28 protein-coding genes are annotated in these 25,721 nt (G+C 42.2%); 24 read left to right on the top strand and 4 right to left on the bottom strand.

Annotated elements, in window-relative coordinates; all coding sequences use genetic code 11:
• The 22 genes from FLL45_RS17655 (at window position 1) to FLL45_RS17550 (ending at window position 20,102) form a co-directional block, all read left to right on the top strand.
• Complete coding sequence (locus FLL45_RS17655) at window positions 1-600, top strand: PilN domain-containing protein (protein WP_142943376.1); 600 nt, start codon at window positions 1-3, stop codon at window positions 598-600.
• A complete protein-coding gene (locus tag FLL45_RS17650; protein WP_142943375.1) occupies window positions 593-1,258 on the top strand; it encodes a hypothetical protein in 666 nt (221 codons plus the stop codon). Before FLL45_RS17655 ends, FLL45_RS17650 begins: the two co-directional genes overlap by 8 nt.
• Complete coding sequence (locus tag FLL45_RS17645; protein ID WP_142943374.1) at window positions 1,251-1,565, top strand: hypothetical protein; 315 nt, start codon at window positions 1,251-1,253, stop codon at window positions 1,563-1,565. The genes FLL45_RS17650 and FLL45_RS17645 overlap by 8 nt, the downstream gene beginning before the upstream one ends.
• Before the next feature lie 7 nt (window positions 1,566-1,572).
• Window positions 1,573-3,201 carry a pilus (MSHA type) biogenesis protein MshL gene (mshL, locus tag FLL45_RS17640; protein ID WP_185964530.1) on the top strand — a complete coding sequence of 543 codons (1,629 nt, stop codon included), beginning with the start codon at window positions 1,573-1,575 and terminating at the stop codon, window positions 3,199-3,201.
• A 38-nt stretch (window positions 3,202-3,239) separates the two neighbouring features.
• Complete coding sequence (locus FLL45_RS17635) at window positions 3,240-4,127, top strand: ExeA family protein (protein ID WP_185964529.1); 888 nt, start codon at window positions 3,240-3,242, stop codon at window positions 4,125-4,127.
• Window positions 4,128-4,145: 18 nt separating this feature from the next.
• Window positions 4,146-5,399, top strand: coding sequence for a tetratricopeptide repeat protein (locus FLL45_RS17630; RefSeq protein WP_142943371.1), 1,254 nt, complete (start codon window positions 4,146-4,148; stop codon window positions 5,397-5,399).
• A gap of 2 nt (window positions 5,400-5,401) precedes the next feature.
• Window positions 5,402-7,105 (top strand): GspE/PulE family protein, encoded by a 1,704-nt coding sequence (locus tag FLL45_RS17625; protein WP_142943370.1) that lies wholly within the window; start codon window positions 5,402-5,404, stop codon window positions 7,103-7,105.
• A gap of 3 nt (window positions 7,106-7,108) precedes the next feature.
• The gene (locus FLL45_RS17620; RefSeq protein WP_142943369.1) at window positions 7,109-8,341 is read left to right on the top strand and encodes a type II secretion system F family protein; all 1,233 of its coding nucleotides are present in this window, start codon (window positions 7,109-7,111) and stop codon (window positions 8,339-8,341) included.
• A 1-nt stretch (window position 8,342) separates the two neighbouring features.
• On the top strand, window positions 8,343-8,858 hold the full coding sequence (locus FLL45_RS17615; protein ID WP_142943368.1) for a hypothetical protein: 516 nt from the start codon (window positions 8,343-8,345) through the stop codon (window positions 8,856-8,858).
• Between the two features lie 90 nt (window positions 8,859-8,948).
• A complete protein-coding gene (locus tag FLL45_RS17610) occupies window positions 8,949-9,407 on the top strand; it encodes a type II secretion system protein (RefSeq protein ID WP_142943367.1) in 459 nt (152 codons plus the stop codon).
• Window positions 9,373-9,861, top strand: coding sequence for a prepilin-type N-terminal cleavage/methylation domain-containing protein (locus FLL45_RS17605; protein ID WP_185964528.1), 489 nt, complete (start codon window positions 9,373-9,375; stop codon window positions 9,859-9,861). Before FLL45_RS17610 ends, FLL45_RS17605 begins: the two co-directional genes overlap by 35 nt.
• Window positions 9,855-10,394, top strand: a complete 540-nt coding sequence (locus tag FLL45_RS17600; protein WP_142943365.1) for a pilus assembly FimT family protein — start codon at window positions 9,855-9,857, stop codon at window positions 10,392-10,394. Before FLL45_RS17605 ends, FLL45_RS17600 begins: the two co-directional genes overlap by 7 nt.
• Complete coding sequence (locus tag FLL45_RS17595; protein WP_142943364.1) at window positions 10,394-11,197, top strand: type II secretion system protein; 804 nt, start codon at window positions 10,394-10,396, stop codon at window positions 11,195-11,197. The genes FLL45_RS17600 and FLL45_RS17595 overlap by 1 nt, the downstream gene beginning before the upstream one ends.
• Window positions 11,187-11,624, top strand: a complete 438-nt coding sequence (locus FLL45_RS17590) for a hypothetical protein (RefSeq protein WP_185964527.1) — start codon at window positions 11,187-11,189, stop codon at window positions 11,622-11,624. Before FLL45_RS17595 ends, FLL45_RS17590 begins: the two co-directional genes overlap by 11 nt.
• 9 nt (window positions 11,625-11,633) lie before the next feature.
• Window positions 11,634-12,095 carry a YchJ family protein gene (locus tag FLL45_RS17585; RefSeq protein ID WP_142943362.1) on the top strand — a complete coding sequence of 154 codons (462 nt, stop codon included), beginning with the start codon at window positions 11,634-11,636 and terminating at the stop codon, window positions 12,093-12,095.
• Window positions 12,096-12,156: 61 nt separating this feature from the next.
• Window positions 12,157-13,005 carry a peroxiredoxin family protein gene (locus FLL45_RS17580; RefSeq protein WP_142943361.1) on the top strand — a complete coding sequence of 283 codons (849 nt, stop codon included), beginning with the start codon at window positions 12,157-12,159 and terminating at the stop codon, window positions 13,003-13,005.
• Window positions 13,006-13,120: 115 nt separating this feature from the next.
• A complete protein-coding gene (gene glyQ, locus FLL45_RS17575; protein WP_142943360.1) occupies window positions 13,121-14,062 on the top strand; it encodes a glycine--tRNA ligase subunit alpha in 942 nt (313 codons plus the stop codon).
• Window positions 14,055-16,124, top strand: coding sequence for a glycine--tRNA ligase subunit beta (gene glyS, locus FLL45_RS17570; RefSeq protein WP_142943359.1), 2,070 nt, complete (start codon window positions 14,055-14,057; stop codon window positions 16,122-16,124). The genes glyQ and glyS overlap by 8 nt, the downstream gene beginning before the upstream one ends.
• 106 nt (window positions 16,125-16,230) lie before the next feature.
• Window positions 16,231-16,776, top strand: coding sequence for a D-glycero-beta-D-manno-heptose 1,7-bisphosphate 7-phosphatase (gene gmhB, locus FLL45_RS17565; protein WP_142943358.1), 546 nt, complete (start codon window positions 16,231-16,233; stop codon window positions 16,774-16,776).
• A 186-nt stretch (window positions 16,777-16,962) separates the two neighbouring features.
• Window positions 16,963-18,870 carry a tetratricopeptide repeat-containing diguanylate cyclase gene (locus tag FLL45_RS17560; protein ID WP_142943357.1) on the top strand — a complete coding sequence of 636 codons (1,908 nt, stop codon included), beginning with the start codon at window positions 16,963-16,965 and terminating at the stop codon, window positions 18,868-18,870.
• A 5-nt stretch (window positions 18,871-18,875) separates the two neighbouring features.
• The gene (locus FLL45_RS17555) at window positions 18,876-19,649 is read left to right on the top strand and encodes a nuclear transport factor 2 family protein (RefSeq protein WP_142943356.1); all 774 of its coding nucleotides are present in this window, start codon (window positions 18,876-18,878) and stop codon (window positions 19,647-19,649) included.
• 141 nt (window positions 19,650-19,790) lie between these two features.
• On the top strand, window positions 19,791-20,102 hold the full coding sequence (locus FLL45_RS17550) for a superinfection immunity protein (RefSeq protein WP_210247228.1): 312 nt from the start codon (window positions 19,791-19,793) through the stop codon (window positions 20,100-20,102).
• A gap of 77 nt (window positions 20,103-20,179) precedes the next feature.
• On the opposite strand, the gene FLL45_RS17545 is transcribed toward FLL45_RS17550, so the two are convergent.
• Window positions 20,180-22,219, bottom strand: coding sequence for an NADPH-dependent 2,4-dienoyl-CoA reductase (locus tag FLL45_RS17545; protein WP_142943355.1), 2,040 nt, complete (start codon window positions 22,217-22,219; stop codon window positions 20,180-20,182).
• An 86-nt stretch (window positions 22,220-22,305) separates the two neighbouring features.
• Between FLL45_RS17545 and FLL45_RS17540 the strand changes: the two genes are divergently transcribed.
• Both FLL45_RS17540 and FLL45_RS17535 read left to right on the top strand, forming a co-directional pair.
• Complete coding sequence (locus FLL45_RS17540; RefSeq protein ID WP_142943354.1) at window positions 22,306-22,950, top strand: TetR/AcrR family transcriptional regulator; 645 nt, start codon at window positions 22,306-22,308, stop codon at window positions 22,948-22,950.
• On the top strand, window positions 22,947-23,456 hold the full coding sequence (locus FLL45_RS17535; RefSeq protein ID WP_142943353.1) for an endonuclease V: 510 nt from the start codon (window positions 22,947-22,949) through the stop codon (window positions 23,454-23,456). Before FLL45_RS17540 ends, FLL45_RS17535 begins: the two co-directional genes overlap by 4 nt.
• A 218-nt stretch (window positions 23,457-23,674) precedes the next feature.
• Here FLL45_RS17535 and FLL45_RS17530 read toward each other — a convergent pair whose 3' ends face one another.
• The 3 genes from FLL45_RS17530 to FLL45_RS17520 all read right to left on the bottom strand — a co-directional run bounded on the left by FLL45_RS17530 (window position 23,675) and on the right by FLL45_RS17520 (window position 24,942).
• Window positions 23,675-24,007 carry a hypothetical protein gene (locus tag FLL45_RS17530; RefSeq protein ID WP_142943352.1) on the bottom strand — a complete coding sequence of 111 codons (333 nt, stop codon included), beginning with the start codon at window positions 24,005-24,007 and terminating at the stop codon, window positions 23,675-23,677.
• Between the two features lie 213 nt (window positions 24,008-24,220).
• Window positions 24,221-24,535, bottom strand: coding sequence for a hypothetical protein (locus FLL45_RS17525; protein WP_142943351.1), 315 nt, complete (start codon window positions 24,533-24,535; stop codon window positions 24,221-24,223).
• Window positions 24,536-24,696: 161 nt separating this feature from the next.
• Entirely contained in the window at window positions 24,697-24,942 is a 246-nt protein-coding gene (locus tag FLL45_RS17520) for a hypothetical protein (protein WP_142943350.1), read from the bottom strand.
• Between the last annotated feature and the right edge of the window lie 779 nt (window positions 24,943-25,721).

Genomic DNA, 25,721 nt, shown 5'->3' with positions numbered 1-25,721 from the left:
ATGATGCAGTCTGTAAATTTTTATCTCGAAGAATATCGACCCAAGCCGCTGTCATTTGACTCGCGTTTTGCATTACTCGCGCTGGTTGCGAGTTTAATCATGTTCATCGGCTTTGGTATTTTTAAGTCGAATCATCTCCATTCACAGCAACAACAACTGAGCCTAAAACAGGCAGAACTTAAGAAGTTGGAGTCTGATCAATTGGTGATACAGCAGCAAATGCGTACCAACAACGAAAAAGCCTCAATCGATGAAAAAATAGCGACTCGTCAGAAGAGTTTAACGAGCTTCCGCAAAATCTTAGCGAACATGTCCCAACCAGGCACCCAAGTATCAACACCTTATAGCCAAATTTTGCAGCAACTTGGTGAACAGAAATCCCAATCGGTATGGTTAACCCAGATAAATATTAATTCACAGTCTTTGAGTTTACAGGGAAGCTCTACACAAACCGAGGCGATCCCACATTACGTCGAATTACTGAGGAATTCAGAAAGTCTAAAACGTCAATTCGATGAACTTAAAGTTGAGAGAGACCAGAGTGACTCGCGATACGTTAATTTTTCTTTAACCAACGGCAGGCTAAGTGACGATGGATAAGTTAAAGAAATCAATTCAACAGTTCGATGAGTTACCGATTCGCACGCGACTGATGATTACCTTCGCCGGGTTGTTACTCATACTAGTGATTTTCGAATTGGCTTGGTATGGCCCGACAGACTCACAAACCAAAACAGTGAAGCAACAAATCGACTCCACCGAAAAACAAATAGCCAGCACAACTCAAATGCTGCAAGAATTGAACAAAGGTATTTATAACCAGCGTAATAACCCAAAGCAAACGCTTCTCAGCTCCCTTGATCAACAAGTTGATCAAATACAGTCCGAACTAGAAAAACGAACGCGTAGCTTAGTTAGACCTCAAGCGATGGCGGGTCTATTAAAAGAAATTATCGATAACTCCAAACAGTTGAAGCTGTTATCTCTTGAAAAACAAGCACCGGTTCCATTGTATGAACCAACTGCAGATGAAGATGGAACATCTCAAGATGCACAAGTTCAAATGTACCGTCATCCCATCGTAATGATTTTTGAAGGTGGCTATGCCGATACCCAGGCGTTTTTAAAACAACTCGAATCGATGCAACAAAAGGTTAATTTCGAAAGTTTTGAGTTTTCGGTTGAGAGTTACCCAAAATCAAAAGTGACGTTAGTGGTTTCAACTTATAGTTTAAGTAGGAAGTGGATCGGTGGCTAAAATACTAATTGGCATAATTCTCATCAGTTTAGCGAGCAGTGTAGGCGCATTTGTCGATCCCACTCGTCCGCTGATTAGAGCACCAAAACCTGCGCCTATTGAAACCGTCAAAGTCGAGCAAAAGCAACCCTTGACGGCCATTTTTACCAAAGGTAAAAATCGTTTTGCCGTGATTGAAGATAAAATTTATCGAACCGGCGATACCTACCGCAACTCGCAAATAATCAGAATTACCAACGATAAGGTGATATTGCGAACAGCCGAAGGGACTCGTCGATTAACCCTGATTCAGAAGATAAAAAAGTAATATGAGTATGCTTAAATCAACTTTACCAACAACAGCAAAAGTGATCAGTACGGCCATTTCTGCTTGTCTGTTAATGAGCTGCCAGACTTTTCAAGTTGAAGAGCAGAAGAAAACAACGCTTGCTGGCAGTGCGATCGCTGAAATTCAGCAAGACCAAAAACAGCAACCAATTTCCAATCAGGAAATGTTAAATACTTTATTACCACCCGCCACTGAGGCTGAGATCGAAATCGTCGAAGATCGCTTCGATGTCTCGGTAAAAGGTATTGATGCGAGAAGCTTTTTACTCGGTCTCGTCAGTGATACACCCTACAACATGGTGGTAAGCCCAGAGGTTAATGTCCAAGTTTCATTACAGCTCAAAAATGTCACTGTATCGGAAGTCCTCTCGGCAGTCGAAAGAATTTATCCGCTAATGGTAGAGAAGAAAGGTAACTTAATATTTGTTTCTTCTGCAGAAACCATGACTGCAGTCTACCCGGTCGACTACCTCAATTTATCGCGCTCAGGTAAATCACGAACCAGTATCGCCGGACAAACCATTGCTGCCAGCGGTGACCAACAAGGTGGCAATAGACCAGCAAATAACAACCGCGGTGGAGGCGGTGGAAGTGGCAATAATGTCACGCTGTTAAACTCCAGTGAAATAACCACCGAAAGCAAAACAAACTTCTGGAAAGAACTACAAGAAAGCTTAAATCTAATCGTCAAAGACGAGGAAAAAGCCAATATTGTTGTCAGTCCTCACGCCGGAATCGTGGTTGTAAGAGCGCTACCTAGAACACAAAGAATTATTCGAGATTACTTGGGACAAACGCAACAAAACCTTGATCGTCAGGTCGTTTTAGAAGCAAAGATTATTGAAGTCACACTTTCTGACGGCTTTCAATCAGGGGTCGACTGGACCAAAATAAATACCTCAAGTAGCTCTACCTATACTTTCGGTCAATCGGGCCAAGTCTTACAAACACCAGCTGGTGATCAACCATTAAATGGTATATTCTCGCTGTTATATCAAGGGACATCTTTTGATGCAGCGATCGATCTGCTCGAAAGCCAGGGTGATGTTCAGGTGCTTTCTTCACCTCGCGTTTCGACAGTGAATAATCAAAAGGCCGTCATTAAAGTCGGTTCTGATCAATTTTTCGTTACCGATGTATCAACTACGACGGTAACAGGAACGAGTACAGCGACCACACCAAACGTTACACTCACACCTTTCTTTTCTGGTATTTCATTGGATGTGACTCCTCAAATTAATCGCCAAGGCGAGATCGTGTTACATATTCATCCTGTCGTCAGTGAAGTAGAAGATCAAAATAAAGTCCTTAGTTTAGGCCAAGATCAATTTACCTTACCACTCGCGCTGACCAATATTCGCGAGTCTGATTCAATCGTCAGAACTAAAGATCAGCAAGTCATTGTTATCGGTGGACTCATGCAAAACCGCATTCAAGAAGAGCAAACTTCGACGCCGTTGCTTGGAGATATTCCGGTATTAGGAGGTTTGTTCAAACAAACACGCGATACCGTCGTAAAAAGTGAATTGGTTATTTTACTCAAAGCCAATTTAGTGGATAAACAATACACCGATCAGCAACTCGAAGAAATTAAGCAGCGATATAATCAACTGTAAGGAATACGATTAGTGCCATGTACCTTTACCGATTTGCGATGAAAAAATTGCCATTTAGTCTGACACCAGACACGGCATTTTTTTGTCCATTACCGACTCACGTAGAGGCACTTAACACACTGACTTTCGCCCTCAATAGTGGCGAAGCGCTCGTCAAAGTCGTTGGCGAAGTAGGCACGGGTAAAACCCTGTTGTGCCGTTTACTGCTCAATCAACTCGAAAACACTCGTAAGCTAGCTTATATTCCTTATCCAAAACTATCCGCGCGAGAACTAAAATTTGCCCTGGCTAAAGAGTTAGGCTTACGTATTACCGATAACTGTCGCGAAGATCAGTTGTCTGCACGAATTCAAACTCGGCTACTTAACCTCAACAAAAAACATGGTCCAGTAGTTTTGCTGATTGATGAAGCGCAACAGCTCGATGAAGAAGGTTTGGAAACTTTAAGACTGTTCACCAACCTCGAAACCGAGCATCAAAAACTATTACAAATAGTCTTGTTTGGCCAACCAGAGTTAGATAAAACGCTAGCCAAAAAACAAATGCGTCAAATAAAACAGCGGATCGTGTTCAGTTATCAGATCACATCTTTAAACAACCAACAAATCCAACAATATGTTACTGGCAGACTGGCTATCGCGAGTGAGCAATCGATTCAGTATTCATGGCTTGCTAATCAAATGATCGCTCAGTACTCGAAAGGTGTGCCACGCTTGATCAATATTTTGTGTCACAAAGCGCTGTTACTCGCTTATGGGCAAAACCGACAAAAAATAACCGCATTCAATGTGATACGCGCAGCAAAAGACACAGAGTCTATAAATACCTGGCTGCAAGATAACCTGAAGCCCTTGTTCACTATCTCTGCTATCCTCGCCAGCGGCTCTGCTATGGCCGTGTGGGGGTTAATGGGGAGTGGGTTGTAATGCGTAGTAGGTATTAAAATGAGCGTCGTCAATCAAATGCTACGTGATCTTGAGGGGCAGCAACAATCATCGCGGCCACTCAATATGCAAGCAGTATCAAAAAGCAAAAGGCCTCTATTCTTTATTTTAAGCACACTGGTTGTGTTGTCGCTGATTATGTTTCTATTTTGGCAATATGGAATTACGAACCAACCGACTGACTTAATCGCTCATCATACGCAGCAAGACAAGCTAACTAACAAACCAACTGATCAGTCGGGCACCACAATAAATAATTTACCGCCCAAAATTAATCTAGCGTCTTCCGCTAACGCATCGTCTTCTACTAGTGCTCCATCCAAAACATCGGTCAATTCTATTCAGCCAACCCAGTTAGAAACAGCCCAGTCGCCACCAGCAAGTCACGGCATGCAAAAAGAGAAACTGGCTGAAATATCATCCAACAACATGCTTAATGCGAATAATCCTGTTGTCGCGAGTGAAAACAAGGTTGCAAGTAATAACGATACTAAAAAAAGTCACACTAAAGCTTTAAAAACTGATTTAAATGATAAAAACAGCCAAATACTAACCAATAGTGATGAACCAAATGTCGCGGTTAAAACCGCTGTGGCTGATGCCGCTAGCAATCTAAACAAATCGAACGATACTTCTCCAAAAGCAGTCAATCAAAATAATTCGGTTCCGATGATTCAGCAGTCTCAAGAAACGCTTCGACTCAAATCATTGCAACAAATACAGAGTGATAGTCGATTTGAAGCATTTTCACAAACTCAACAGCGAGTAAACCAACTACTGCAACAAGATCCAGAATTTCATCAAGCAAGATTATTTTTAATCAACCATGCGATTAAAAATCAATTCATCGAACTGCCCAAGCTGCTCCAACAGAGTGTAGATTCATTCCCACAGATTTCAGCGTACCGACTTACCGCAGCTCGATACTATTTCGAAAATAATCAGTTTGAGTTAGCCGAGAACATTTTGCTGGACCTCAATTTAGAAGCGAATCAAATCACTCAGCTTTTGCAGATACGAGCATTAGCTCGACAAAAGCTTGAAAAACATCAATTGGCCATCGGTGATTACTCGAAGATATTACAAGATGAACCAAATCGAGGGGACATTTATCTTGCCCTCGGGATCTCATTTGATGCTTTGGGCGATTTTGTTCAAGCCAAACGAAGCTTTCAAAACGCACTAAGCGATCGGCGGCTTAATCAGCGTCAGGCGCAATTTGCGGAAAGTAAAATTAATCAGTATCAAGGCTAGCTATGTTATTAAAAAAAGTTCGACTGGGTGACTTGCTAATCGAAAAAGGTGCGATCACTGAAAAGCAGCTTGATGACGCCTTAAAAGAACAAAAAACCAATCGACAGCGATTAGGTAAATTGCTTGTCAGTCTTGGATATGTTGATGAGAAGCAACTGTTAACCTTGCTTGCTCAACAACTTCAAATCGAATATATCGATCTTGTTCGATTCAAGATCAATACAGAAGCTATTCACAAATTATCAGAAATGAATGCTCGTCGGTTCCGAGCACTTGTTATCGACGAAAAAGACAGCGATTACCTCGTTGTGATGGCGGATCCGACTGACTTAGACAAGTTCGATCAGTTGCAAGAAAAACTCGATAAGCCGATAAAACTTTGCGTCGCGATAGAGTCAGAAATACTGGCTAATATTGATAATCTCTATCGTGGTAGTAATGAAATCTCTAGCTTGGCGGAAGAACTCGAAGACGAGCTAGGTGATGAAAGTTTTGATTTACCGGGTCTTAATGACAACCTTTCCAACGAAGAAGCGCCAGTCGCAAAACTATTGCAGTCAATCTTTGACCAAGCAATCCAAATGAAAGCTTCCGATATTCATATTGAGCCCGATGCAACTGTTCTGCGAGTCAGAATGCGGGTCGATGGCCAATTACAGGAACAGATAATTAAAGAAACCAGAATTGTTCCTGCACTTGTCTTAAGACTCAAACTCATGTGCGGTTTGGATATTTCCGAAAAGAGAATCCCACAAGATGGTCGCTTTAGAATTAGAGCGAGAGGCCACGACGTTGATATTCGTTTATCAACTATGCCGGTTCAACACGGCGAATCCGTAGTCATGAGATTACTCGATCAAAGTGGCGGACTACTCAAATTAGAACAAACAGGTATTGAGCCTAAATTACTGAGAGAAATTCATCGACTCCTCGATTATCCTCACGGACTGATTTTGGTTACCGGTCCAACTGGTAGTGGTAAAACAACCACGCTTTATTCAGCCTTATCTGAACTGAATTCTCCTGAGAAAAAAATAATCACCATTGAAGATCCTGTGGAATATAAGTTATCACGGATCAATCAGGTTCAAGTGAATAATAAAATCGGATTAACTTTTGCAAAGGTACTAAGGACCGTTTTGAGGCAGGACCCGGATGTCATCTTGGTAGGGGAAATGCGCGATCAAGAAACTGCCGAAATTGGTTTACGCGCTGCGGTTACCGGACATTTAGTTTTATCCACATTGCATACCAACGATACGCTATCTGCAGCCATTCGATTAGCTGATATGGGTGCCGAGCCTTACCTCCTCGCATCAGGTTTGCGAGGAGTAATTGCTCAGCGACTCGTACGCAGGATTTGCTCATTTTGTGGTGAGGACTACACCGCCAGTAAAACTGAGACAGCCTGGCTCAAAAAAGAGAGCGATAAAGTGACCGAAGCAACGGTTTGGAAGCATGGCAAGGGTTGTACGCAATGCCATAACACTGGCTATCGAGGGCGTGCCGCTATTTTCGAAATATTACTGCCGGACCAAGGCATGTTAGAGGCTATCCGCAAAAAAGAGTTTGATACGTTTAGTCGCTTAGCGAGAAAATCTGAATTCTTCACACCTTTAAGTCAATCTGCAATTAACTTAGCACTAGAGGGCATTACCACTGTTGATGAAGTGTTGAGAGTTTGTGAGTCGGTAGAGGAAGGATAAGCATTGGCTACTTTTGAATATGTCGCCAAAAACGCGAGCGGCGAGTCTATCAGCGGAACAATGGAAGCAGTCAACCGAGAAGTCGTTGCTGATCGCTTACTATCTCGAGGTAACGTGCCGGTTAACATCGCTGAAAAAAGCGAATCCGAAAGTTTGCTCGATGCCGACATCGGTAAAATATTCCGTTCTCGGAGTGTCAAATTACAAGATCTGGTGATGTTCAGCCGTCAAATGTACAGTTTGACTAAAGCGGGAATCCCTTTAACCAGAGCAATCGCTGGACTATTGGAAACCACCAATTCTATTGCGCTCCGAGAAGCGCTCGAATCGATTAACAGCGACCTAAACGCTGGTAATAATCTCGCCTCTTCATTTGCACGACACGATCACATTTTTTCATCCATCTATGTCAGCTTGATTCACGTGGGCGAAAATTCCGGGCGACTGGAGGAAGCCTTTAGGCAAATTGCCGAATATCTTGAACTAGAACAAACAACCCGACAACGGATCAAAAGCGCGATGCGCTATCCAATGTTTGTTACTTTAGCAATCGTCGCAGCCGTTATTATTATTAACATTTGGGTAATCCCCCAATTTAGTTCGATCTTTGCCCAGTTTAATGCTGGCCAATTACCGCTGCCAACCCGCATTCTTATGGCGACCAGTGAGTTCTTCCTTAATTATTGGTGGCTAGTCGGATTACTATCGGTCGGATCGGTCGTCGGCTTTCTGCAATACATTAAAACCCCAGCAGGAAAACTCTGGTGGGACAGAATAAAGCTCAAATTTCCAGTGATTGGCGATATCATCTATCGTGCGCTTCTGGCTAGGTTTTCGAGAACCTTTGGCATGATGATTCGCTCGGGTGTGCCGTTAATTAACGCCTTAAATATCGTCGCCGAAGTTGTCGATAATGATTGGGTCGCTCAGCACGTCAGAGATATGCGCGGCGGCGTAGAGAATGGCGAGTCAATTCGCTTAGTCGCCTCACGAACCGAAATGTTTTCACCGCTGGTCATTCAAATGGTCTCGGTCGGGGAAGAAACCGGACAATTAGACGAAATGTTGGAGCAGGTTGCGCTATTTTATGAAGAGCAGGTGGATTACGACCTCAAGAAACTGTCTGATTATATCGAGCCAATTATGATTGTATTCATAGGTGGTATTGTATTGATCTTGATGTTAGCGGTTTATTTACCCATGTGGGAGCTCACCTCGGCCGGAAGACGAGGCTAATTTGCTAACCACAACGAGTTTTAAAAACCGGCTTTTCTATCTCGGATTAATAGCGCTATTCGTGTTGTTTGCGGTTTATTGGCTAATTTATAAAGAACCCAGCTCAATAAACAATCTTGAGCGGCGAGCATTTGCTTTAAATTACTCCGCTTTTGAAAATGGCATTAGATTGGCTAATTACCAGTTTATAGTGCGCGCAGCTAACGAGCGGAGTAATACTAATAAATCGATTAAAATCAATCGGTTAATGTTCAACAACAATGGCTTTCCTGTTGCTAATGAAGACGCTTCTAGTTACAGACAGTCACCCAGTACAGTCCAAGACTGTCGGGCAATTTGGCAACGGGTACTAGGCCCTTTGCAACCAGAATTATCGATATCGGCTAAGGAAAGTCGATATTGGGTCGATATTACTGTGGATAATATTTGCGTATATCGAAATGGTCGGATAGATGACCAGCAAATAGAATATGACGCAGTTAAAGGATTAGTTTCAATTGTAACGATAAACAATTAATTTTATTGAAATTTTTGATTTTTTCGCTACACTTGAGTTAGAGTTAAATTTGAGCAGCCTTTTTGCAGGCTAAAACATGGGGAAAGTAGAGTGAAATTACTTCAAGCAAAACAATCTGGTTTTACGTTAATCGAGCTAATTGTCGTGATCGTAATCTTAGGTATTATGTCAGCTGTGGCCATTCCACAATTCGTCAATCTTCAAGCGGATGCTCGCGCGTCTGTAATGGGCGGTGTAGAAGGTTCTGTGCGTAGCGCAGCAACTTTAGTTTATTCAAAGTCTTTAATTAACGGCACCGAAGCCCTTGCTGGTGGTGCTGCGGGTGCAGAAGTCGATGTTAACGGCGTAACCGTTGCTACCGCGTTCGGTTACCCAACGGAAGCTGCAATTGACCTTGTTGTTGATTTAACTGGTGCCCCAGATGTATCAGAAGCAGCAGGTGTGTTTACCTACACTGGTCAAGCTGGATGCACAGTTACTTACACAGAACCAGGTGCCGCGGGCGCGTCACCGAATGTCGTCAATGCAGCAACCAGCGCAACTTGCTAATAAAAAAACCGCATTGAGAAGAACAAGTAAGCCGCCTGCCCATCAGGCGGCTTTTACGTTAGTAGAACTTATTGTCGTTATTGCCATCCTGGCAATCATTGTGGCCTATATTGGTCTAAGACCAAATTCCTCTAGCGACTATTCGCAAGATGCTGTCGCCGAACAAATCATTGCTGCTGGCCGGCTAACTCAACAACTCGCCATGAATGATTCTGCAAGGGCATTTACCTTGGCCTTATCGGCCAATCAGATAAACTTGCTTGCTGATGGCGCAGCATTTGCCGCGGGTGGATTTGTTTATCCTGTTGCAGTGGATCCACAACTGACAATTTCGCCCGTAAGTAACATTACTTTCGATAGACTTGGCCAGACTGCTGCGGCTACTATAACCATTACTGGAGACTCCACCGCACAAGTCTGTTTTGAAGCCAGTGGACTCATTCGACGATGTTAATCGGTAAAAGTGTCATGCTTAATTGCAAACAAAAGACAAAGGGTTACTCATTGATCGAGTTGGTGATTACCATTACCTTGACCAGTATTGTCATTGTACTTTTTTATAGTTACATGAGTCAGCAACAGTTGCGTTCAGTGTCTCCAGTGATTCAAGTCAAAGCCGCTCAACTGGCGCAAGCTTATCTGGAAGAAATCAGCTTAAAACGTTATGACGAAAACTCCCCTGCAGGTAACGCACAACGCTGCAATTCTCCTGCAGCAGCGGCTTGCAGTGCCGCCCTCGGTAACGAAGGTGAAACCCGCGCGCTTTTTGATGACATTGATGACTTCAATGGCTTAAATGAATCACCACCTAGAGATGCACTAGACAACATTCGCTCTGGTTTCACCGGCTTTTCAGTCAGTGCGACGGTGACTTACGCTGGCGGCGATTTTGGCCTGGCTGCTCAAGATATGAAACGAGTTGAACTCACTGTTACAACGCCGGAAGGCACCCCTTTTGTTTTCAGCCAATATAAGGGCAACTTCTAATGCGCTGGGCAAAGCAGCAAGCGTTTAGTCTACTCGAACTGATTATCGTGATCACTATCACGGCTATCTTAGCGATTTCTCTGACCAGTCTCACCGAATACAGTATCACCGGTTATATCGACGCCAAAGATCGCAATCAACTCAGTCAATCAGCAAAGTGGACCACTGAACGGATCGCTCGAGAGGCCAGAGAAGCTTTACCACAGAGTATTCGAGTCAATGTCAATGCAGGTGTCCATTGTGTAGAGTTTATGAATATTGTTAATGGTTCGACTTATTTGAATTTACCATCCAATGGGGCAATCACTAGCTTTAATGCAGTCGAATTTGATATTAACTTTAGTGCGGGTTTGATCGTCGCCATAATGCCGATCAACCCGACAGACATTTATTCGGTTGCCGGCACTCTAGGCGATGTAGCGTCAATTGTTGATCTGGGCAACCAATCACAAATCAATCTTACCGGACCGACAACCTTTTCACGTCGTTCACCACAAGACCGTTTCTATTTATTAACCACGCCGATTTCATTTTGTTTAGACGATACTAATGGTCAACTAACACGTTATTCCGGGTATCCGATAGCACTCGCACAGCCAACACCACCAGCGGCGGGTAACAGTGAGCTAATCGCAGAAAACTATCGCGCTAATGGAACCGTATTCAATTATCAAGCAGGCACTTTAAGCCGAGCGGGCTTATTGCAGATTAATTTCCAAATGCAAAACCGAAATCGAAATTTAGCCGGTAACGAAGAAGCTTTTGACGTTTTTCATGAGGTCCATATTCGAAATGTTCCATGAGGCACGCTTAACTTTGCCAGTAAAACACTTTCCCCGGCAGCAACGAGGACTGAGTTTGGCATTTTTGCTTTTCGCTATCATTATCGTCGGTTTACTCGCCGCGGCGCTCGTTCAGATAAACGCACAATCTAATCTTGCCAATGCACAGCAAGTCATTTCAACGCGGGCTTTTTTTGCAGCTGAGTCGGGTGCTCAATTACAAGGACTAAGAATTTTTCCTGTGGGCGGAGGTGCTGGCGTTTGCGCCAATCAAAACTATACTTTTACAACTAACGGCGTCAACGGTTGTACAGCGAATACCACCTGCACTGCGACGACGATAGGTGGCACAAACTATTATCAAGTGACAAGCGCCGGTCAGTGCAATGCGGGGCAACCATTACAAGCAACAAGAACCATTGAAGTGAGAATGCAAAATCTTAATTAGGTTGACACTATGCGATGTTACTGCTGTTCTGGAAAACTATTTGCAGATTGCTGCGAGCCAATCTTAACGGGAACACAACCAGCGGATGCGCCGGAGGCGCTAATGCGATCACGCTACAGCGCGTTTTGCAGCAACAATGCTTGCTATCTCGTATCAACCCATTGGCCAGTTGAACCCGACAGTCGCGCCCAAATACAGCAAACGATTGACTCCACAAAGTGGCTTGGTTTAAAGGTTATTCGTACCGACTTGCACCCAAATACTTTAACTGGCAGCGTTGAGTTTGTTGCTTTTTTTGATGACCAAGGCGTCAAGCAACTTCATGAAAAATCGAGTTTCGTTAAGCAAAATGATAAGTGGTTTTATACCAGTGGCGAACATCTACCGCCGATAAAAATTGGCCGAAATGACGAGTGCTTTTGTGGCTCTGGCAAAAAATTTAAGCGATGTCATATCGCCAAGTCGTGTTGATCAGTGTCGCGATTGTTTATCATAGATAACAATCATTTGAATAATCACTTAAAGTAGTTACATGCTCAAATCATTTTTTATTTCCAGCTATATTCTAGTGGCTCATTTAATTCTGATAATGAGTATTCACCAACTCCTCACCGCCGGGTTTAATTGGTATGCATTTGGCCTTTTCATCAGCTCAGCCCCCGTTGTACTGCTATTTGATGGGTTGATGCTGACAAAGTCTAAAGCGAGAACCGATAAAAGCTTGTCCTTCTTTACTTTAATGATCTTTATCGGCTTTGGATTTATCCTGTTCGGCAATTGGGTCAATGACGGATTTAAGGCGATAAACTTGATTCTAGAGTCGACCGTTCCTATCGGTTGGTTGTTATACCTTTATTGGTACTCAAGCTTTGGCAATCGGCGTAATTCGATACTAAAAGTAGGCAATAAATTACCCAACTTGAGCTTAGTTGATTTAAGCCAAAACAATTTTGAAACGAATCAATTGACGGGCGCTCCAAGCATACTGCTTTTTTACCGGGGTAACTGGTGCCCACTGTGTATGGCGCAAATCAAAGAAATCGCGGCTGACTATCAACAATTGGCCGACCGTGGCGTGCAAGTAGTTATGGTCAGTCCACAACCCCAGCACTACACCCAAAAACTCGCAAAGCGATTTAAAGCCCCGTTAATTTTTCTTCAAGATCTCGATAATAAAGCCGCAAAATACCTGGGTATCTGTGTCGAAAATGGACTCCCGCTGGGGATGCAAATGCTTGGATATGATTCAGATGTGCCAATGCCTACCCTGATTATCACCGACGCTAACGGCAATATTGTATTCACCGACTTAACCAACAACTACCGGGTCAGACCGGAGCCTGCGACATTTTTGAGGGTTTTAGACCAGCTTAGGACTTAAAATTCTGAAGATTCACTAAAGATCGCGAATTTTAACCATAGGATCACTGTATTAGGATTGCTATAATCCGCCCTTTATTTATCACCATTAATAACGCAATTGCGTTCTGGGTTATATGAGTACAAACAAAGGAATCACTGGTGCTCCACAGACTTTCCAAGGTCTGATTATGGCACTTCAGGAGTTTTGGTCTAACCAAGGCTGCGTCATTGTTCAACCGCTCGATTTAGAAGTCGGCGCGGGTACCTTTCATCCTGCCACTTTTTTACGTTCGATCGGTCCCGAGCCATGGAACTCCGCTTATGTTCAACCATGTCGTCGTCCGACCGACGGTCGTTATGGTGAAAACCCGAACCGACTTCAGCACTATTATCAATACCAAGTAGTTTTGAAGCCGTCTCCCAAAAACATTCAGGATTTATACCTCCAATCCTTAAACATTTTGGGTATCGATACGCTAGAACATGATATTCGATTCGTTGAAGATAATTGGGAGTCTCCTACGCTAGGCGCTTGGGGACTCGGTTGGGAAGTTTGGTTAAACGGAATGGAAGTCACCCAGTTTACCTACTTTCAACAAGTGGGCGGACTCGAATGCAAGCCGGTTACCGGCGAAATTACTTATGGTTTAGAAAGGATTGCAATGTACTTGCAAGGCGTTGATAGCATATTTGACCTCGTTTGGACTGAAGGACCACAGGGTCAAGTCACCTATCGTGATGTCTTTCATCAAAACGAAGTTGAGATGTCCGCTTATAACTTTGAACATGCTGACGTCGATTACTTATTTGGTTTCTTCGATTATTGTGAAACTCAAAGTCAGCAGTTAATCGAAAAAGGACTTCCGTTGCCCGCGTATGAAATGGTGCTAAAGGCTTCACATGCGTTTAATTTATTAGACGCCCGTCATGCAATTTCAGTTACCGAGCGTCAAAGATATATTTTAAGAGTGCGCGCGTTATCGCGAGCAGTCGCTCAAGCTTATTATGATTCTCGAGAAGCATTAGGTTTCCCTATTTGCAAGCAGGATAGCAACCAGGAGAAAATCAATGACTAAACAAGACTTTCTATTTGAATTAGGTTGCGAAGAGTTACCACCCAAAGCGCTGCCCAAGCTTGCCGCGTCGCTACACGACAGCATCAAGCAATCATTAGACTCGCTATCACTGACTTTTACTGACAGTGAATGGTTTGCTACACCACGTCGATTGGCGGTTCGGTTCACTGATTTGGATACCGCGCAAGCCGATAAGCAAGTAGAAAAACTCGGACCGGCGGTTCAAGCAGCATTCGATCAAGAAGGAAATCCGAAACCCGCTGCCGTTGGATTTGCTAAATCCAACGGTGTTGAAGTTGATCAATTAACTCGTAAGCAGACTGACAAAGGCGAACGGCTTGCCTTTATCGCCGATGTCAAAGGTCAAGCGACCAGCGAGCTGCTGCAGGACGTGCTAGAAAAAGCAGTCAACCAACTGCCTGTTCCAAAAGCCATGCGCTGGGGAGACTCAAGTGCGCAATTTACCCGTCCTGTTCATTGGATCCTGGCCATTTTAGGCGAGCAGATATTACCGGTTAAATTATTCGAGCTTGAAGCGTCTAATCAAACTTTTGGGCATCGCTTTCACGCCCCAGAAGTGATTACTATTCGTGTAGCAGCTGACTATGATTCAGCACTCAATCAAGCTAAAGTCATTACTTCATTTGCAGCCCGCAAAGCAAAAATTCGAGAACAAGTTGAATCAATTGCGCAAAAACTGGATGCAACGGCGGTAGTCGATGAAGAATTATTAGAAGAAGTTGCAGCACTCGTCGAGTGGCCGGTGGCCCTTGCAGGTAACTTCGATAAAGCTTTTTTAGATGTTCCCTCGGAAGCACTAATCTCTTCAATGGCAGAACATCAAAAATACTTTCATTTAGTCGATGCGAACAATAACTTGTTACCAAAGTTTATTACTATCTCCAACATTGAAAGCCGTAATCCTCACTCGGTGATCGAGGGTAATGAAAAAGTTATTCGACCAAGATTAGCGGATGCTAAATTTTTCTATGACACTGATAGTAAAAAATCACTCGCTGATTACACTGAGAAACTAAAAACGATTTTATTCCAAAATAAACTGGGCACTTTGTTCGATAAGACTCAACGGGTTAAAGCGTTGGCTAATTCAATCGCGCAAATGTTAAACGCCGACGTTGGGCTAGTAAGCCGAGCAGCAGAACTCTGCAAATGCGATTTAATGACTGACATGGTTTATGAATTTCCCGACCTTCAAGGCATTATGGGCCGTTACTATGCCACCAATGATGGAGAGCCCGCTGAAGTTGCAGCCGCTATGGATGAAGTTTATATGCCTCGTTTTGCTGGTGATGAGCTACCGCAAACGACTACCGGCTTAATCCTCGCAATTGCCGAACGTATTGATACCTTAGTGGGTATTTTCGGGATTAATCAAATTCCGACGGGTGCTAAAGATCCTTTTGCCCTTCGCCGCGCTTCGCTTGGTGTACTAAGATTGATTACCGAGAAATCGTTGAATCTTAATTTAAGTGAATTGATCGATGCGTCGATCTCCAGTTATCAGGATATTACGCTTGAGGAGAACACTAAAAATCAATTACTCGAGTTTTTTGCTGCAAGAGAGTTGGCGATGTATCAAGCCATGAATATTCCAACACAAGCCATTCAATCGGTACAAGCACTAAAAATTACTAAGCCCACTGATCTTGCAAAAAGAGTCGATGCTGTCGCTCAGTTTAATCAGTCAGAAGAAAGCGCCGACTTGGCTGAAGCCAACAAACGCGTTAAGAACATTTTAGAAAAATCTGAATTTGATCCAACCGCTATTCAGATTGACGAAACACTTTTTGAGTCAGACGAAGCAGCTCTTTTTTCTACAATTAAGGAAAACAAAGATTTTGTTGCCAGTAGTGCCGCAAACGGCGAGTATCAAGTTGCGCTCGATAAGTTGGCGGGCTTAAAATCAGTCGTCAATAACTTTTTTGACAACGTCATGATCAATGCTGAAGATCCTAAAGTTCGTAATAACCGTCTCGCGTTAATTACTGAACTCAGAGGATTATTTTTACAAATAGCTGACATTTCGCTTCTACAAAAGTAATTGTTACTATTTGGTCTGATCAGTTAAAGGTCAGGGAACTCCTTTGGGTGTTTCCCTGACTAATCAACTATCAATAATTCTAATAACATTCGTTAGCGGCGCAGCTATGATAACAAATAACAAGCTCGTTATTCTCGACCGAGACGGTGTAATTAATCTTGATTCCGACAATTATGTAAAATCTCCGGATGAATGGATCCCCATAAACTCGAGTCTTCAAGCCATTGCCAAGCTTAATTTAGCTGGCTTTAAAGTCGCAGTTGCTACCAACCAATCCGGTATTGCCAGGGGATACTTCGATCAAGTGACCCTGACTTTGATGCATAAGAAAATGGAACTAGCGTTAGCGGAGCACGGAGCCCACATCGACGCCTTAGAATTTTGTCCGGATCATCCAGATACAGCCGGTCCCAACCGCAAGCCCAATCCGGGGATGGCGCTAAAACTTCTCGAGCTATTTCAAGCTAACCCCGCTGATACCTGGTTTATCGGCGATTCTATGTCAGATGTCAACTGTGCGCTAAATGCCGGATGCAAGCCAGCCTTAGTAAAAACAGGTAAAGGTGAGCGAACAATTGCAAAAGGAGGGCTCCCCGAAAACCTACCTATTTTTGAAAACCTTGCAGACTTTGTCAGCCAACTAATCCGCTAGTTGAATAGCTATTGTCACAACGCAACTCAGCACATTCTTGTTAACAAGTTCTCTCAATGACGTCTCAATGAGTAATCAATCTTCAAGTACTTCTGTTGCTGGTAGTATTCGATTAACCGTCTATACTTGATCGCATAATGAATCGATTTAATTATGCAGACAACCAACCTAGTAGCTCTACTTTAAATGCGACTCTCTAGTTCAACAGTTAATCTTTGTTTAAGCGGCTTATTCCTCGTCATTTGCTCAGTTCAAGCGATTGCCACAGAATCAATTGAAAAAGGTTCCAGTGAACCGATCACTGATGTGAGTAGCCAGCTCGCTCAAATTAAACAACTAATCAATCATGATCCTGCCAGTGCAAGGCAGCAGATTGATGATCTCCGTGATAATTTTGGTGATAGTGTTTCTAACGAAAATTTAGTTTTATTTGGACTCGACTGTGAACAAAATATTGTCTTGGGCCATGCACAAGAGGCAAAAGACGTCGCATCTTTAGGTCTTAAGCGCTTTGCTTCATTAGAGTTAAGTCCGAGCTATGGTGAATTAATCGTGTGTTATGGAAACGCACTAGAGTTCTTAGGTGACATTAAAACTGCGAGTAAATATTACAACCAGGGAATTCAGATCGCTGAAATGTTAGATTCAGCAAAGCTGGCAACCTATGCCTATCGCGCACGAGGTGATCTTAATGCCTACCATGGCACAGTAGAAAGTGCCCTCGCCGACTTGCATAAAGCGTATCAAGTCGCAGAAACCAATAACGATACTTTTAATTTAGGACTTGCAAAAAACTCCCTTGCAAACCTCTATGTCTATATTAAAGACTACCAAAAAGCTTTAGATATTTACTTAGAAATCCAAGAAAGCGCCTCGCAGAGCAATAACTTACTTAATCTAGCAACGACCACATACAATATCGCTCGGGTTTATCAAGATCTCGGAGAAATCGAGCAAGCGGCCAGTTACTTCAATCAGTCATATCAGGTCAGTGAAAAAATTGGCGATGATGCCGGCGTCGCATTTGCGCTGAAAGGCCTTGGTATTATTGACTTAAATCGTCAACAGATCGAATCAGCAAAAAGGCAACTTGAAAAAGCCACTGATATTTTTCGCTCTCTCGGGGAAGTTATCCAAATTGCACAAGTAAAAATTCATCTTGGTAAGGTTTACTACGAATTAGGAGATGTCGATAAAAGTATTGCGACTTATCGCAGTGCGATTCTTTTATTCGAGGAAAAAGAATCACTCCAAAATCTTAAAAAAGCATTTGAAAGTTTATCGAGAACTTACGCTGCGATTGGCGACTTTGAGCAGGCCTATCAGGCTCAAAATAAGTATATTGAGTATTTCAAACTTCACCAACAAGAAGATCGCGAACGGCGAATTACTGAAATGCGGGTCGCCTTTGATACTGAGCGTAAAGAGCATGAAAATAAGTTGCTTGTGGAAAAGAATCGTTTTACGACTTTAGAACTTGAGAAAAAATCACAACTTGCTCGTTTTCAATATTGGGTGTTAGTACTAGGCGCGCTTTTAGTACTCTCCTTGTTACTGCTTATATGGCGATACATCAGAAATAGGAAAGTACTTGAAAAGTTAGCAAGAACCGATGAGCTGACTTTACTTGCGAATCGTCGACATATCATGGAGTTCGTGGAAAAGGAATTTATACGCGTCGAGCGCGGTGGTTCAACACTCTCGTTGGTAATGTTTGATATTGATCACTTTAAGCAATTTAACGATAAGTATGGCCATAAAGTCGGCGATAGAGTATTACAAAGTGTCGCCAAGCAGTGTTTACCTTTACTCCGAAAAAGCGATATTTTAGGAAGAATTGGTGGTGAGGAATTTTTGCTGTTTCTTCCTAATACGAGCGAAAACGAAGCCTATGCGATTGCTGAACGATGCCGAATTGCAGTTAGCGAAATTCCGACGCCATTAATTGGTGATGAAGAAAAAATAACCATAAGCAGTGGACTAGTGACCTACCATAGTTATATGAGTACAGTTGATGATATGTTAAACAAGGCTGATATGGCATTATACCAAGCTAAGAAACAGGGACGAAATAAAACCTGCATCGCCGAGTAATAACTATGCCTACGCCTATCGATCGAAAACAAAAAATAGTCGCTTTGTTAAAAGGTATTGAGACAGGCGATCCTAATTCCGTCAAGGTAGTGAACGAACAAACATACATTCAGCACAACCCACAAACTCTTGAGGGCGGTGAAGGACTCGCAGCTTTATTCAAACGTCTTTCTCAGACTAACCCTAGCGTTAATATTGTAAGAATATTTGAGGATGGCGACTTTGTTTTTGGCCACACCGAATATGATTTTTCAAGTCGACGAATCGGATTTGAAGTTTTTCGATTTGACGGTGATTATGCGGTTGAGCATTGGGACAATATTCAAGCAAGGCTCGGCCCAAATCGATCGGGACGTTCTATGGTTGATGGGACAGTTGCAGTTAAAGACCTTGAAAAAACAGAAGTTAATCGAAAGTTAGTCAAAGCATTTATCCGAAATGTTGTTATCCCTCACAATATGAGTCAAATTGAACAATACGTTTGTGAAAATAGTTTTGTTGAACACAGTCCATTCTCACAAGATGGTTTAAGAGAACTAAAAAAAACATTATTACAAAATACATCGACCTCTGAGTTTAAGATTAACTATCAAACGTTGCATCGCGTTTTAGCCCAAGGCAATTTTGTTCTCAGTGTATGCGAAGGTTTCTTTGATGGTATTCATTCTTCTTTTTACGATCTTTTTCGCGTAAATAATAATAAAATCGTTGAACATTGGGACACCCGAGAGACAGTTCCAGAAAAATCAGAGTGGAAAAATAATAATGGCAAGTTTTAAGCTTTGATCCAAAATCTCAAACTTTGATGGATTAACGGTTTATCAAATTAACGCTTTGTGCAACAATTACTCAAGATAAGTACAGTCTAATCTCAATCCCCAAGGAATAATAAACAATTATTTAAAATATGGAGACTATTGATGGGAATTAGTGTTGGCAATATATTCGTTATTCTTCTGTTGATTTTACCTTTGGCGTTACTGCCAACCATAATCGCGCTAGTCAAAAAACATCAGCATACAACCGCAATCATATTAATTAATATTTTCGGTGGGCTTTTCTTTGGTATCGGCTGGATAGTGGCTTTAGTCTGGTGTTTTGTTGTACCCAACTCTCCTGAGGAAAACTTATCAAAAGCCTCAGAGTTAGAGAAACTCAATCAACTCAAAGAAAGTGGCGTTATCACTCAAGCCGAATTTGATGCACAAAAAGCTGCGGTATTAAATAGTTAGTTATCTAACAAAGCCCTCCAACTGATTATCAGCGAGGGCTTGGTAATTTGAAAATCAACAATCTGAAATGTTGAACTCTATATTTCTGCCGCTAATCGCGTCCCTTGATTGATCGCTCGTTTCGCGTCAAGCTCTGCGGCTACATCAGCCCCGCCAATTAGGTGATAAGTTTTGGTTAACCCATCGACTAAATCTCTTTTAGGTAACTGGCCTGCACAAATCACAACATTATCAACCTCAAGTATTTTAAACTCCTCGCCAATTTTAATGTGCAATCCTTGATCATCAATCTTCAAATATTCACAACCTGGCAGCATTTTAACGCCGCGTTTTGCCAGCCCAGCGCGGTGTATCCAACCCGTGGTTTTACCGAGGCCAGCACCCACCTTACTCGCTTTTCTTTGTAGTAAGAAAATTTCTCTAGGAGAAGGATGAAATTCAACCTTAACGCCATCGACACCTCCGCGTGCTTGCATGCTCATATCAACTCCCCACTCTTTCATAAAAGTCGGAATATCAAGACTTGGTGCCACACCTTCATGAGATAAATACTCACTAACATCAAAACCAATACCACCCGCACCGATAACCGCGACTTTTTTACCGACTGGCTTTTTATCTCTAAGAACATCCAGGTAACTTAACGCTTTTGGATGATCAATACCTTCAAGTTCAGGCGTTCGCGGTGTAATACCGGTTGCTAAAATAACTTCGTCGAACTCACTGTTATTGAGGCTTTCGACGTCTACATGAGTATTAAGTTTTAAATCCACTCCCGTGAGTTCTATTTGTCGAGCAAAATAGCGGATCGTTTCATAAAATTCTTCTTTACCCGGTACTTGTTTCGCATAGTTAAACTGTCCACCAATTTCATTCGCTGCATCAAAAAGCGTCACTTGATGTCCACGCTGTGCAGCTGTGGTCGCGAATGCCAAGCCCGCAGGACCAGCACCGATTACCGCCAATTTTTTAGGGGTGTTAGTCGCACTAATATTGAGCTCTGTTTCTGCACAGGCTCTTGGATTGACCAAACAACTGGTCGGCTTACCTTCAAATACATGATCTAAACAGGCTTGGTTACAGCCGATACACGTATTAATTTCATCAGCGCGATCAGTCGCGGCTTTTACCACAAAGTCAGAGTCGGCTAGCAATGGTCTCGCCATCGAAATCATATCCGCGTCGCCGCGTGCAATAACTTCCTCACCAACCTCAGGCGTATTAATTCGGTTGGAGGTAATCACCGGTACAGAGAGGGACTCTCTAACTTTCGCTGTTACCCAAGTAAACGCTGCTCTTGGGACTTTGGTCGCAATCGTTGGAATGGGGGCTTCATGCCAACCGATACCGGTATTAATAATCGAGACGCCCGCTTTTTCAATTTGTTGACCGAGCGCGACAACTTCGTCTAGGGTACTCCCTTCTTTTAACAGGTCGAGCATCGAAAGGCGGTAAATAATAATAAATTTCTCGCCAACGGCCTCCCTAACTCGGCGGACAATTTCAATCGGTAATCGAATACGGTTTTCATAATCACCCCCCCATTTATCATCGCGCTTATTGGTGTGCTTAACGATAAACTGATTAATAAAATACCCTTCCGAACCCATTATTTCGACACCATCATAACCTGCTTCTTGTGCGAGTTTTGCTGAACGGACAAAGTCGGCGATTTGACCTTCAACTTCATCTTCTGACAGTGCGCGGGGCTTAAATGGTGTAATGGGTGACTGAACTTCAGAAGGTGCGACCAGAGTGGGACTGGCGGCATATCGACCTGCATGAAGAAATTGAACACATATTTTTCCACCTTCAGCATGAACTGCATCAGTCACCTTTTTATGTTCAGCAACCTCTTGATCGTTAGTGAGGATAGCGGCGCCATGAAAAACAGCACTCTCTGGATTAATACCAATGCCTCCGGTAACGATTAATCCCACACCACCTTTGGCTCGTTCACCGTAAAAAGCGGCTAGTTTTTCAAATCCGTTTTCTGATTCCTCTAAGTTGGTGTGCATTGAACCCATCAAAACACGATTTTTGATTGTAGTGAATCCGAGATCGAGCGGAGCGAGTAAATTCGGGTATTTAGCCAAGGCTTCTGGTGTCGCAGTCATAGGTTTAGTAGTTTATTAATTAGTCAGGTTTGATTACTATAGTGATCTATTTTGACAGTGTCAAGATAGGTTGATAGGATAGCTTCATGTCGTATAAAAGTCCTGATATCCATACCGAGAAAGCCAGTTACCATCATGGTGACTTGCGTAATCAGCTATTGTCCGCTGGACTTGAAATCATTAAAACCCAAGGGATCAACGCGCTATCACTGCGTAAATTGGCTGAAAAAGTCGGCGTAAGTAGAACCGCTCCGTACCATCATTTTAAAAATAAGAATGAGTTACTCTGCGCCATCGCGGCGTTTGGTTTTCAAGTATGGACTGATCGACTCAAGACAATTCAAGACAAATCGAATATTTCAGAAGAACAGCGTTTTCGTGAGTTTGCGCAGTCTTATGTAGACTTTGCGGTTGAAAATCCGGATCTTTATGACTTAATGTTTGGTCAACCTATCTGGAAAGAAAGCCACAATACCGGGGCACTTAAAAAAGATGCCTACCCCGCTTTTCAATATCAACGTGATTTTATTAAGTCATGGCAAGACCAGGGTATATTACCTGAAGGATTCAGTGATCTTCGCTTATCTCAGGTGATTTGGAGCACACTGCACGGTATCGCTCGGTTAGTGATTGATGGGATATATTTGCAGACCAATGACTCAAAACAAGTTGCAGAAATGTGTGATTGCGCCGTTAAGTTATTTTTAATTGAGAGTCAGTCACAAAAATGAAGCTCGCGATCGATGTCCATTATAACGGTGATGACTACGCGATAGCATCGGGTGTTTTGTTTAAGGATTGGGAGTCAGCCGAAGTTGAAGCGGTCGTCAGTGTTCGCGTTGACGAAATCCTACCTTATCAATCAGGTAGTTTCTACAAGCGAGAGTTACCTTGTGTGTTGGCACTACTAAAAAAAATAAAAATCGAGCCTGAGATTATTGTCATCGATGGTTATGTAACATTAGGTGACGATCAAACAGACGGCTTAGGGGCACATTTATACAAAGCTATTGACTCTAAAATACCTATCATCGGTGTCGCTAAAAATAGCTTCTCTGGCACCGGAGAAAAATACCAGGTTTTTCGTGGTGACAGTAAAAAACCTCTCTATATTACGACGGCTGGAATGAATCTAGAAACTGCAAAAAACAAAATTAAGTCCATGCACGGAAAGTTTAGGATACCGACAATACTTAAGCGAGTAGATTCTGAATGTCGACAAATAGTTTTACCTTAAAAATAGTGATTCGTTAAAAGTAGGATATTTTTTCTCAAGGGCGGAGTTTGCCATAAAGCAGTCGTTGGAAGATTTAGAACATGACAGTGAAATTGATTCCTGAAAGTGGACGTTCAACGCCTTTGTAAGGGGTAGCTTTGTAGTTGGTTTACTTTTGTGCTATTCAAGTACAAAAGTGAAGCGACGCTAAAGCTGTCCCGCTTGACAAACTTGTTAGCTTAGTTGTTTTTTATTGCACCAGTTAGAGCAATTGGATAAGAGGTATTGTATTGTTCATAACAACCCAATACGTAGTATGCGCTCGTTTTCCCTTGTGCCATCGCAGCCAAGGAAAATGAAACGATTTCATCTTTTGCAACATGGGTTGGAGGAATAACAACTTTTTTAGCCTGACCGCATTCATCAGGGTTCGAATGTGTTTCCTCAAATGTAATCTCGATATAACCGGATTCTCTTGCCTGAATGGAGTGAATTTTTCCAGTAATAGTACCTGCTGCTTGGGCAAAGTTACTACTTACTACAAATATTACTATCGCGAATAATTTATTCATAAATTCCTCTTTGTTTGATTTTCCTGTATTACGCTAACGCTAACCTCAATTGAGGAGTTCTATTATCCTTCAATTGAAGGGTGATGTTAATATTTTTGAATGTCGACTTTTGATTTAACTAATTTATATTACGAGCGACGACTATGTGATATTCAAGTCAAACGTTTCAATCAGCAGTTCATCAAATGCTTTGCGTTGTCGAGGTAATACCCACTAAGTTAAACCAACAAAAGAGTTGCATACAGGACAATTTGCTTCTTTTGCAATTGCAGTTACTTCTATCTCACATTTTCTGCAATAACCATTTTCTAAAAAGTCATCTCGTTCATTACTTGTAATGGGAAACCCTGATGGTGGAATGGCTACTAAAGCTACATGAGCAGCACCTGAATTCTCAGCTTTGTAGGTTTCCGCTAGAAGTAATTTATCACATCCTGAATTTCTTTCCGCTAATGACCGATAGAGGAGCTCTACCAGCTTAGAATCAGAAAGTTTCGCTAAATACCTTTCGATTTCAATTTCAGTCATTGTGAATACACTTATTAGCTGGTTTTAAACAAAAGGGTAGATTCGGTGGATTCTGAGTGACCACTTTTATTTAATTAAACTTTAAATTACATAAACTCGAGCGTCAACTACGTGATGGAGTTTGCCATACACTCATCGTTTCAGCGAATCTAACCCGTGATTCACATACCTAAACTTTCAGAGTCTTTAGCCGGTAGCCACCTCAAGACAAACCCACCATTAATATCTTGAGGCCACTCTGGTTCCTCATCATCTTCCCATGATGCAACATGGAATATACAACTATCTAGCGACCATTCAACCAAAACTTCTAGACTAAAACCATCACCAGTCAAAAATTTTATATAGCTATTTAATTCTTTCAAATTTTTAGATTCTGGGCCTGTTTTATCCTTTTTTAGGACCATAGATACAGAGCCAACTTCTTCAACGTGAGCATAACTAAAATAGCTATGCCATGTTATATCTTTGTTTTTACTAAGAGCTTCTATTGTACTGAGATACGATAATTGTCATTCTGAAAATCTTCTTGCAAATTCTTGTCTGTCCAAAACGGTTCCCTTAAATTTAAACTTCGCTTACTTATTAAGATACTTATCATACTCGAAATATTTAATGCCGAACGATTGATTTCGCTAAGTGTATTTTGCATCAATCACCTATTTCAAGCTACGTATTTATGGTTCAGTGCTACTCCCAACACTTGAACCCATATTTGCTGCTTGGGTATTAGTAATATTGGAGTCATTTCCTACTTTCTTAAGCCTTCGATCAGTAAAATAGTCTTCTCTATTAATGAGAATCGTAAAAATTGAGCCAATAAACGGCAATACCCAAACGAACATCAGCTGATACGTTCGGCGCTCTTTAACCTCAAAATGTGTATGTAGAATAACGTATGAAGCTAAGGAATTCAGAATAACTAAAACTACGACGATTCCAATTAGAATATACAAACTTCCATTTTCCAATATGTACTCCTTCCTATGCTCTAACCTCAATTGAGGCGTTCTAATATCCTTCAGTTGAAGGGTGATGTTAGTATCTTTGAGTGGCTGCTTTTTTGATTCAGATTTATTCGCTCAGCGACCGCTACGTGATGAACAGAGACAAGCAAACAACATAAATTCTACCCGGCTGGATAGCCAATTTCAGATAACTCTTTTTCAAGAGCAAACAACTACTG

The sequence above is a fragment of the Aliikangiella marina genome (assembly GCF_007004765.1).
Classification (GTDB): Bacteria; Pseudomonadota; Gammaproteobacteria; order Enterobacterales; family Kangiellaceae; genus Aliikangiella; species Aliikangiella marina.
Note: the sequence above shows the minus strand (reverse complement) of the source record. Positions and strands in the feature narration are given on the sequence as shown.

What these genes read in the sequence shown, in the direction of transcription:
- FLL45_RS17635 (WP_185964529.1), top strand. Translation starts at nt 3,240, where the DNA reads ATGAAAAAATTGCCATTTAGTCTGACACCAGACACGGCATTTTTTTGT.
- FLL45_RS17580 (WP_142943361.1), top strand. Translation starts at nt 12,157, where the DNA reads ATGCTCAAATCATTTTTTATTTCCAGCTATATTCTAGTGGCTCATTTA.
- FLL45_RS17525 (WP_142943351.1), bottom strand. Translation starts at nt 24,535, where the DNA reads ATGACTGAAATTGAAATCGAAAGGTATTTAGCGAAACTTTCTGATTCT.
- FLL45_RS17630 (WP_142943371.1), top strand. Translation starts at nt 4,146, where the DNA reads ATGAGCGTCGTCAATCAAATGCTACGTGATCTTGAGGGGCAGCAACAA.
- FLL45_RS17600 (WP_142943365.1), top strand. Translation starts at nt 9,855, where the DNA reads ATGTTAATCGGTAAAAGTGTCATGCTTAATTGCAAACAAAAGACAAAG.
- FLL45_RS17560 (WP_142943357.1), top strand. Translation starts at nt 16,963, where the DNA reads ATGCGACTCTCTAGTTCAACAGTTAATCTTTGTTTAAGCGGCTTATTC.
- FLL45_RS17650 (WP_142943375.1), top strand. Translation starts at nt 593, where the DNA reads ATGGATAAGTTAAAGAAATCAATTCAACAGTTCGATGAGTTACCGATT.
- FLL45_RS17595 (WP_142943364.1), top strand. Translation starts at nt 10,394, where the DNA reads ATGCGCTGGGCAAAGCAGCAAGCGTTTAGTCTACTCGAACTGATTATC.
- gmhB (WP_142943358.1), top strand. Translation starts at nt 16,231, where the DNA reads ATGATAACAAATAACAAGCTCGTTATTCTCGACCGAGACGGTGTAATT.
- mshL (WP_185964530.1), top strand. Translation starts at nt 1,573, where the DNA reads ATGCTTAAATCAACTTTACCAACAACAGCAAAAGTGATCAGTACGGCC.
- glyQ (WP_142943360.1), top strand. Translation starts at nt 13,121, where the DNA reads ATGAGTACAAACAAAGGAATCACTGGTGCTCCACAGACTTTCCAAGGT.
- FLL45_RS17655 (WP_142943376.1), top strand. Translation starts at nt 1, where the DNA reads ATGATGCAGTCTGTAAATTTTTATCTCGAAGAATATCGACCCAAGCCG.
- glyS (WP_142943359.1), top strand. Translation starts at nt 14,055, where the DNA reads ATGACTAAACAAGACTTTCTATTTGAATTAGGTTGCGAAGAGTTACCA.
- FLL45_RS17590 (WP_185964527.1), top strand. Translation starts at nt 11,187, where the DNA reads ATGTTCCATGAGGCACGCTTAACTTTGCCAGTAAAACACTTTCCCCGG.
- FLL45_RS17540 (WP_142943354.1), top strand. Translation starts at nt 22,306, where the DNA reads ATGTCGTATAAAAGTCCTGATATCCATACCGAGAAAGCCAGTTACCAT.
- FLL45_RS17545 (WP_142943355.1), bottom strand. Translation starts at nt 22,219, where the DNA reads ATGACTGCGACACCAGAAGCCTTGGCTAAATACCCGAATTTACTCGCT.
- FLL45_RS17605 (WP_185964528.1), top strand. Translation starts at nt 9,373, where the DNA reads ATGTCGTCAATGCAGCAACCAGCGCAACTTGCTAATAAAAAAACCGCA.
- FLL45_RS17555 (WP_142943356.1), top strand. Translation starts at nt 18,876, where the DNA reads ATGCCTACGCCTATCGATCGAAAACAAAAAATAGTCGCTTTGTTAAAA.
- FLL45_RS17530 (WP_142943352.1), bottom strand. Translation starts at nt 24,007, where the DNA reads ATGAATAAATTATTCGCGATAGTAATATTTGTAGTAAGTAGTAACTTT.
- FLL45_RS17625 (WP_142943370.1), top strand. Translation starts at nt 5,402, where the DNA reads ATGTTATTAAAAAAAGTTCGACTGGGTGACTTGCTAATCGAAAAAGGT.
- FLL45_RS17550 (WP_210247228.1), top strand. Translation starts at nt 19,791, where the DNA reads ATGGGAATTAGTGTTGGCAATATATTCGTTATTCTTCTGTTGATTTTA.
- FLL45_RS17520 (WP_142943350.1), bottom strand. Translation starts at nt 24,942, where the DNA reads ATGGTCCTAAAAAAGGATAAAACAGGCCCAGAATCTAAAAATTTGAAA.
- FLL45_RS17535 (WP_142943353.1), top strand. Translation starts at nt 22,947, where the DNA reads ATGAAGCTCGCGATCGATGTCCATTATAACGGTGATGACTACGCGATA.
- FLL45_RS17585 (WP_142943362.1), top strand. Translation starts at nt 11,634, where the DNA reads ATGCGATGTTACTGCTGTTCTGGAAAACTATTTGCAGATTGCTGCGAG.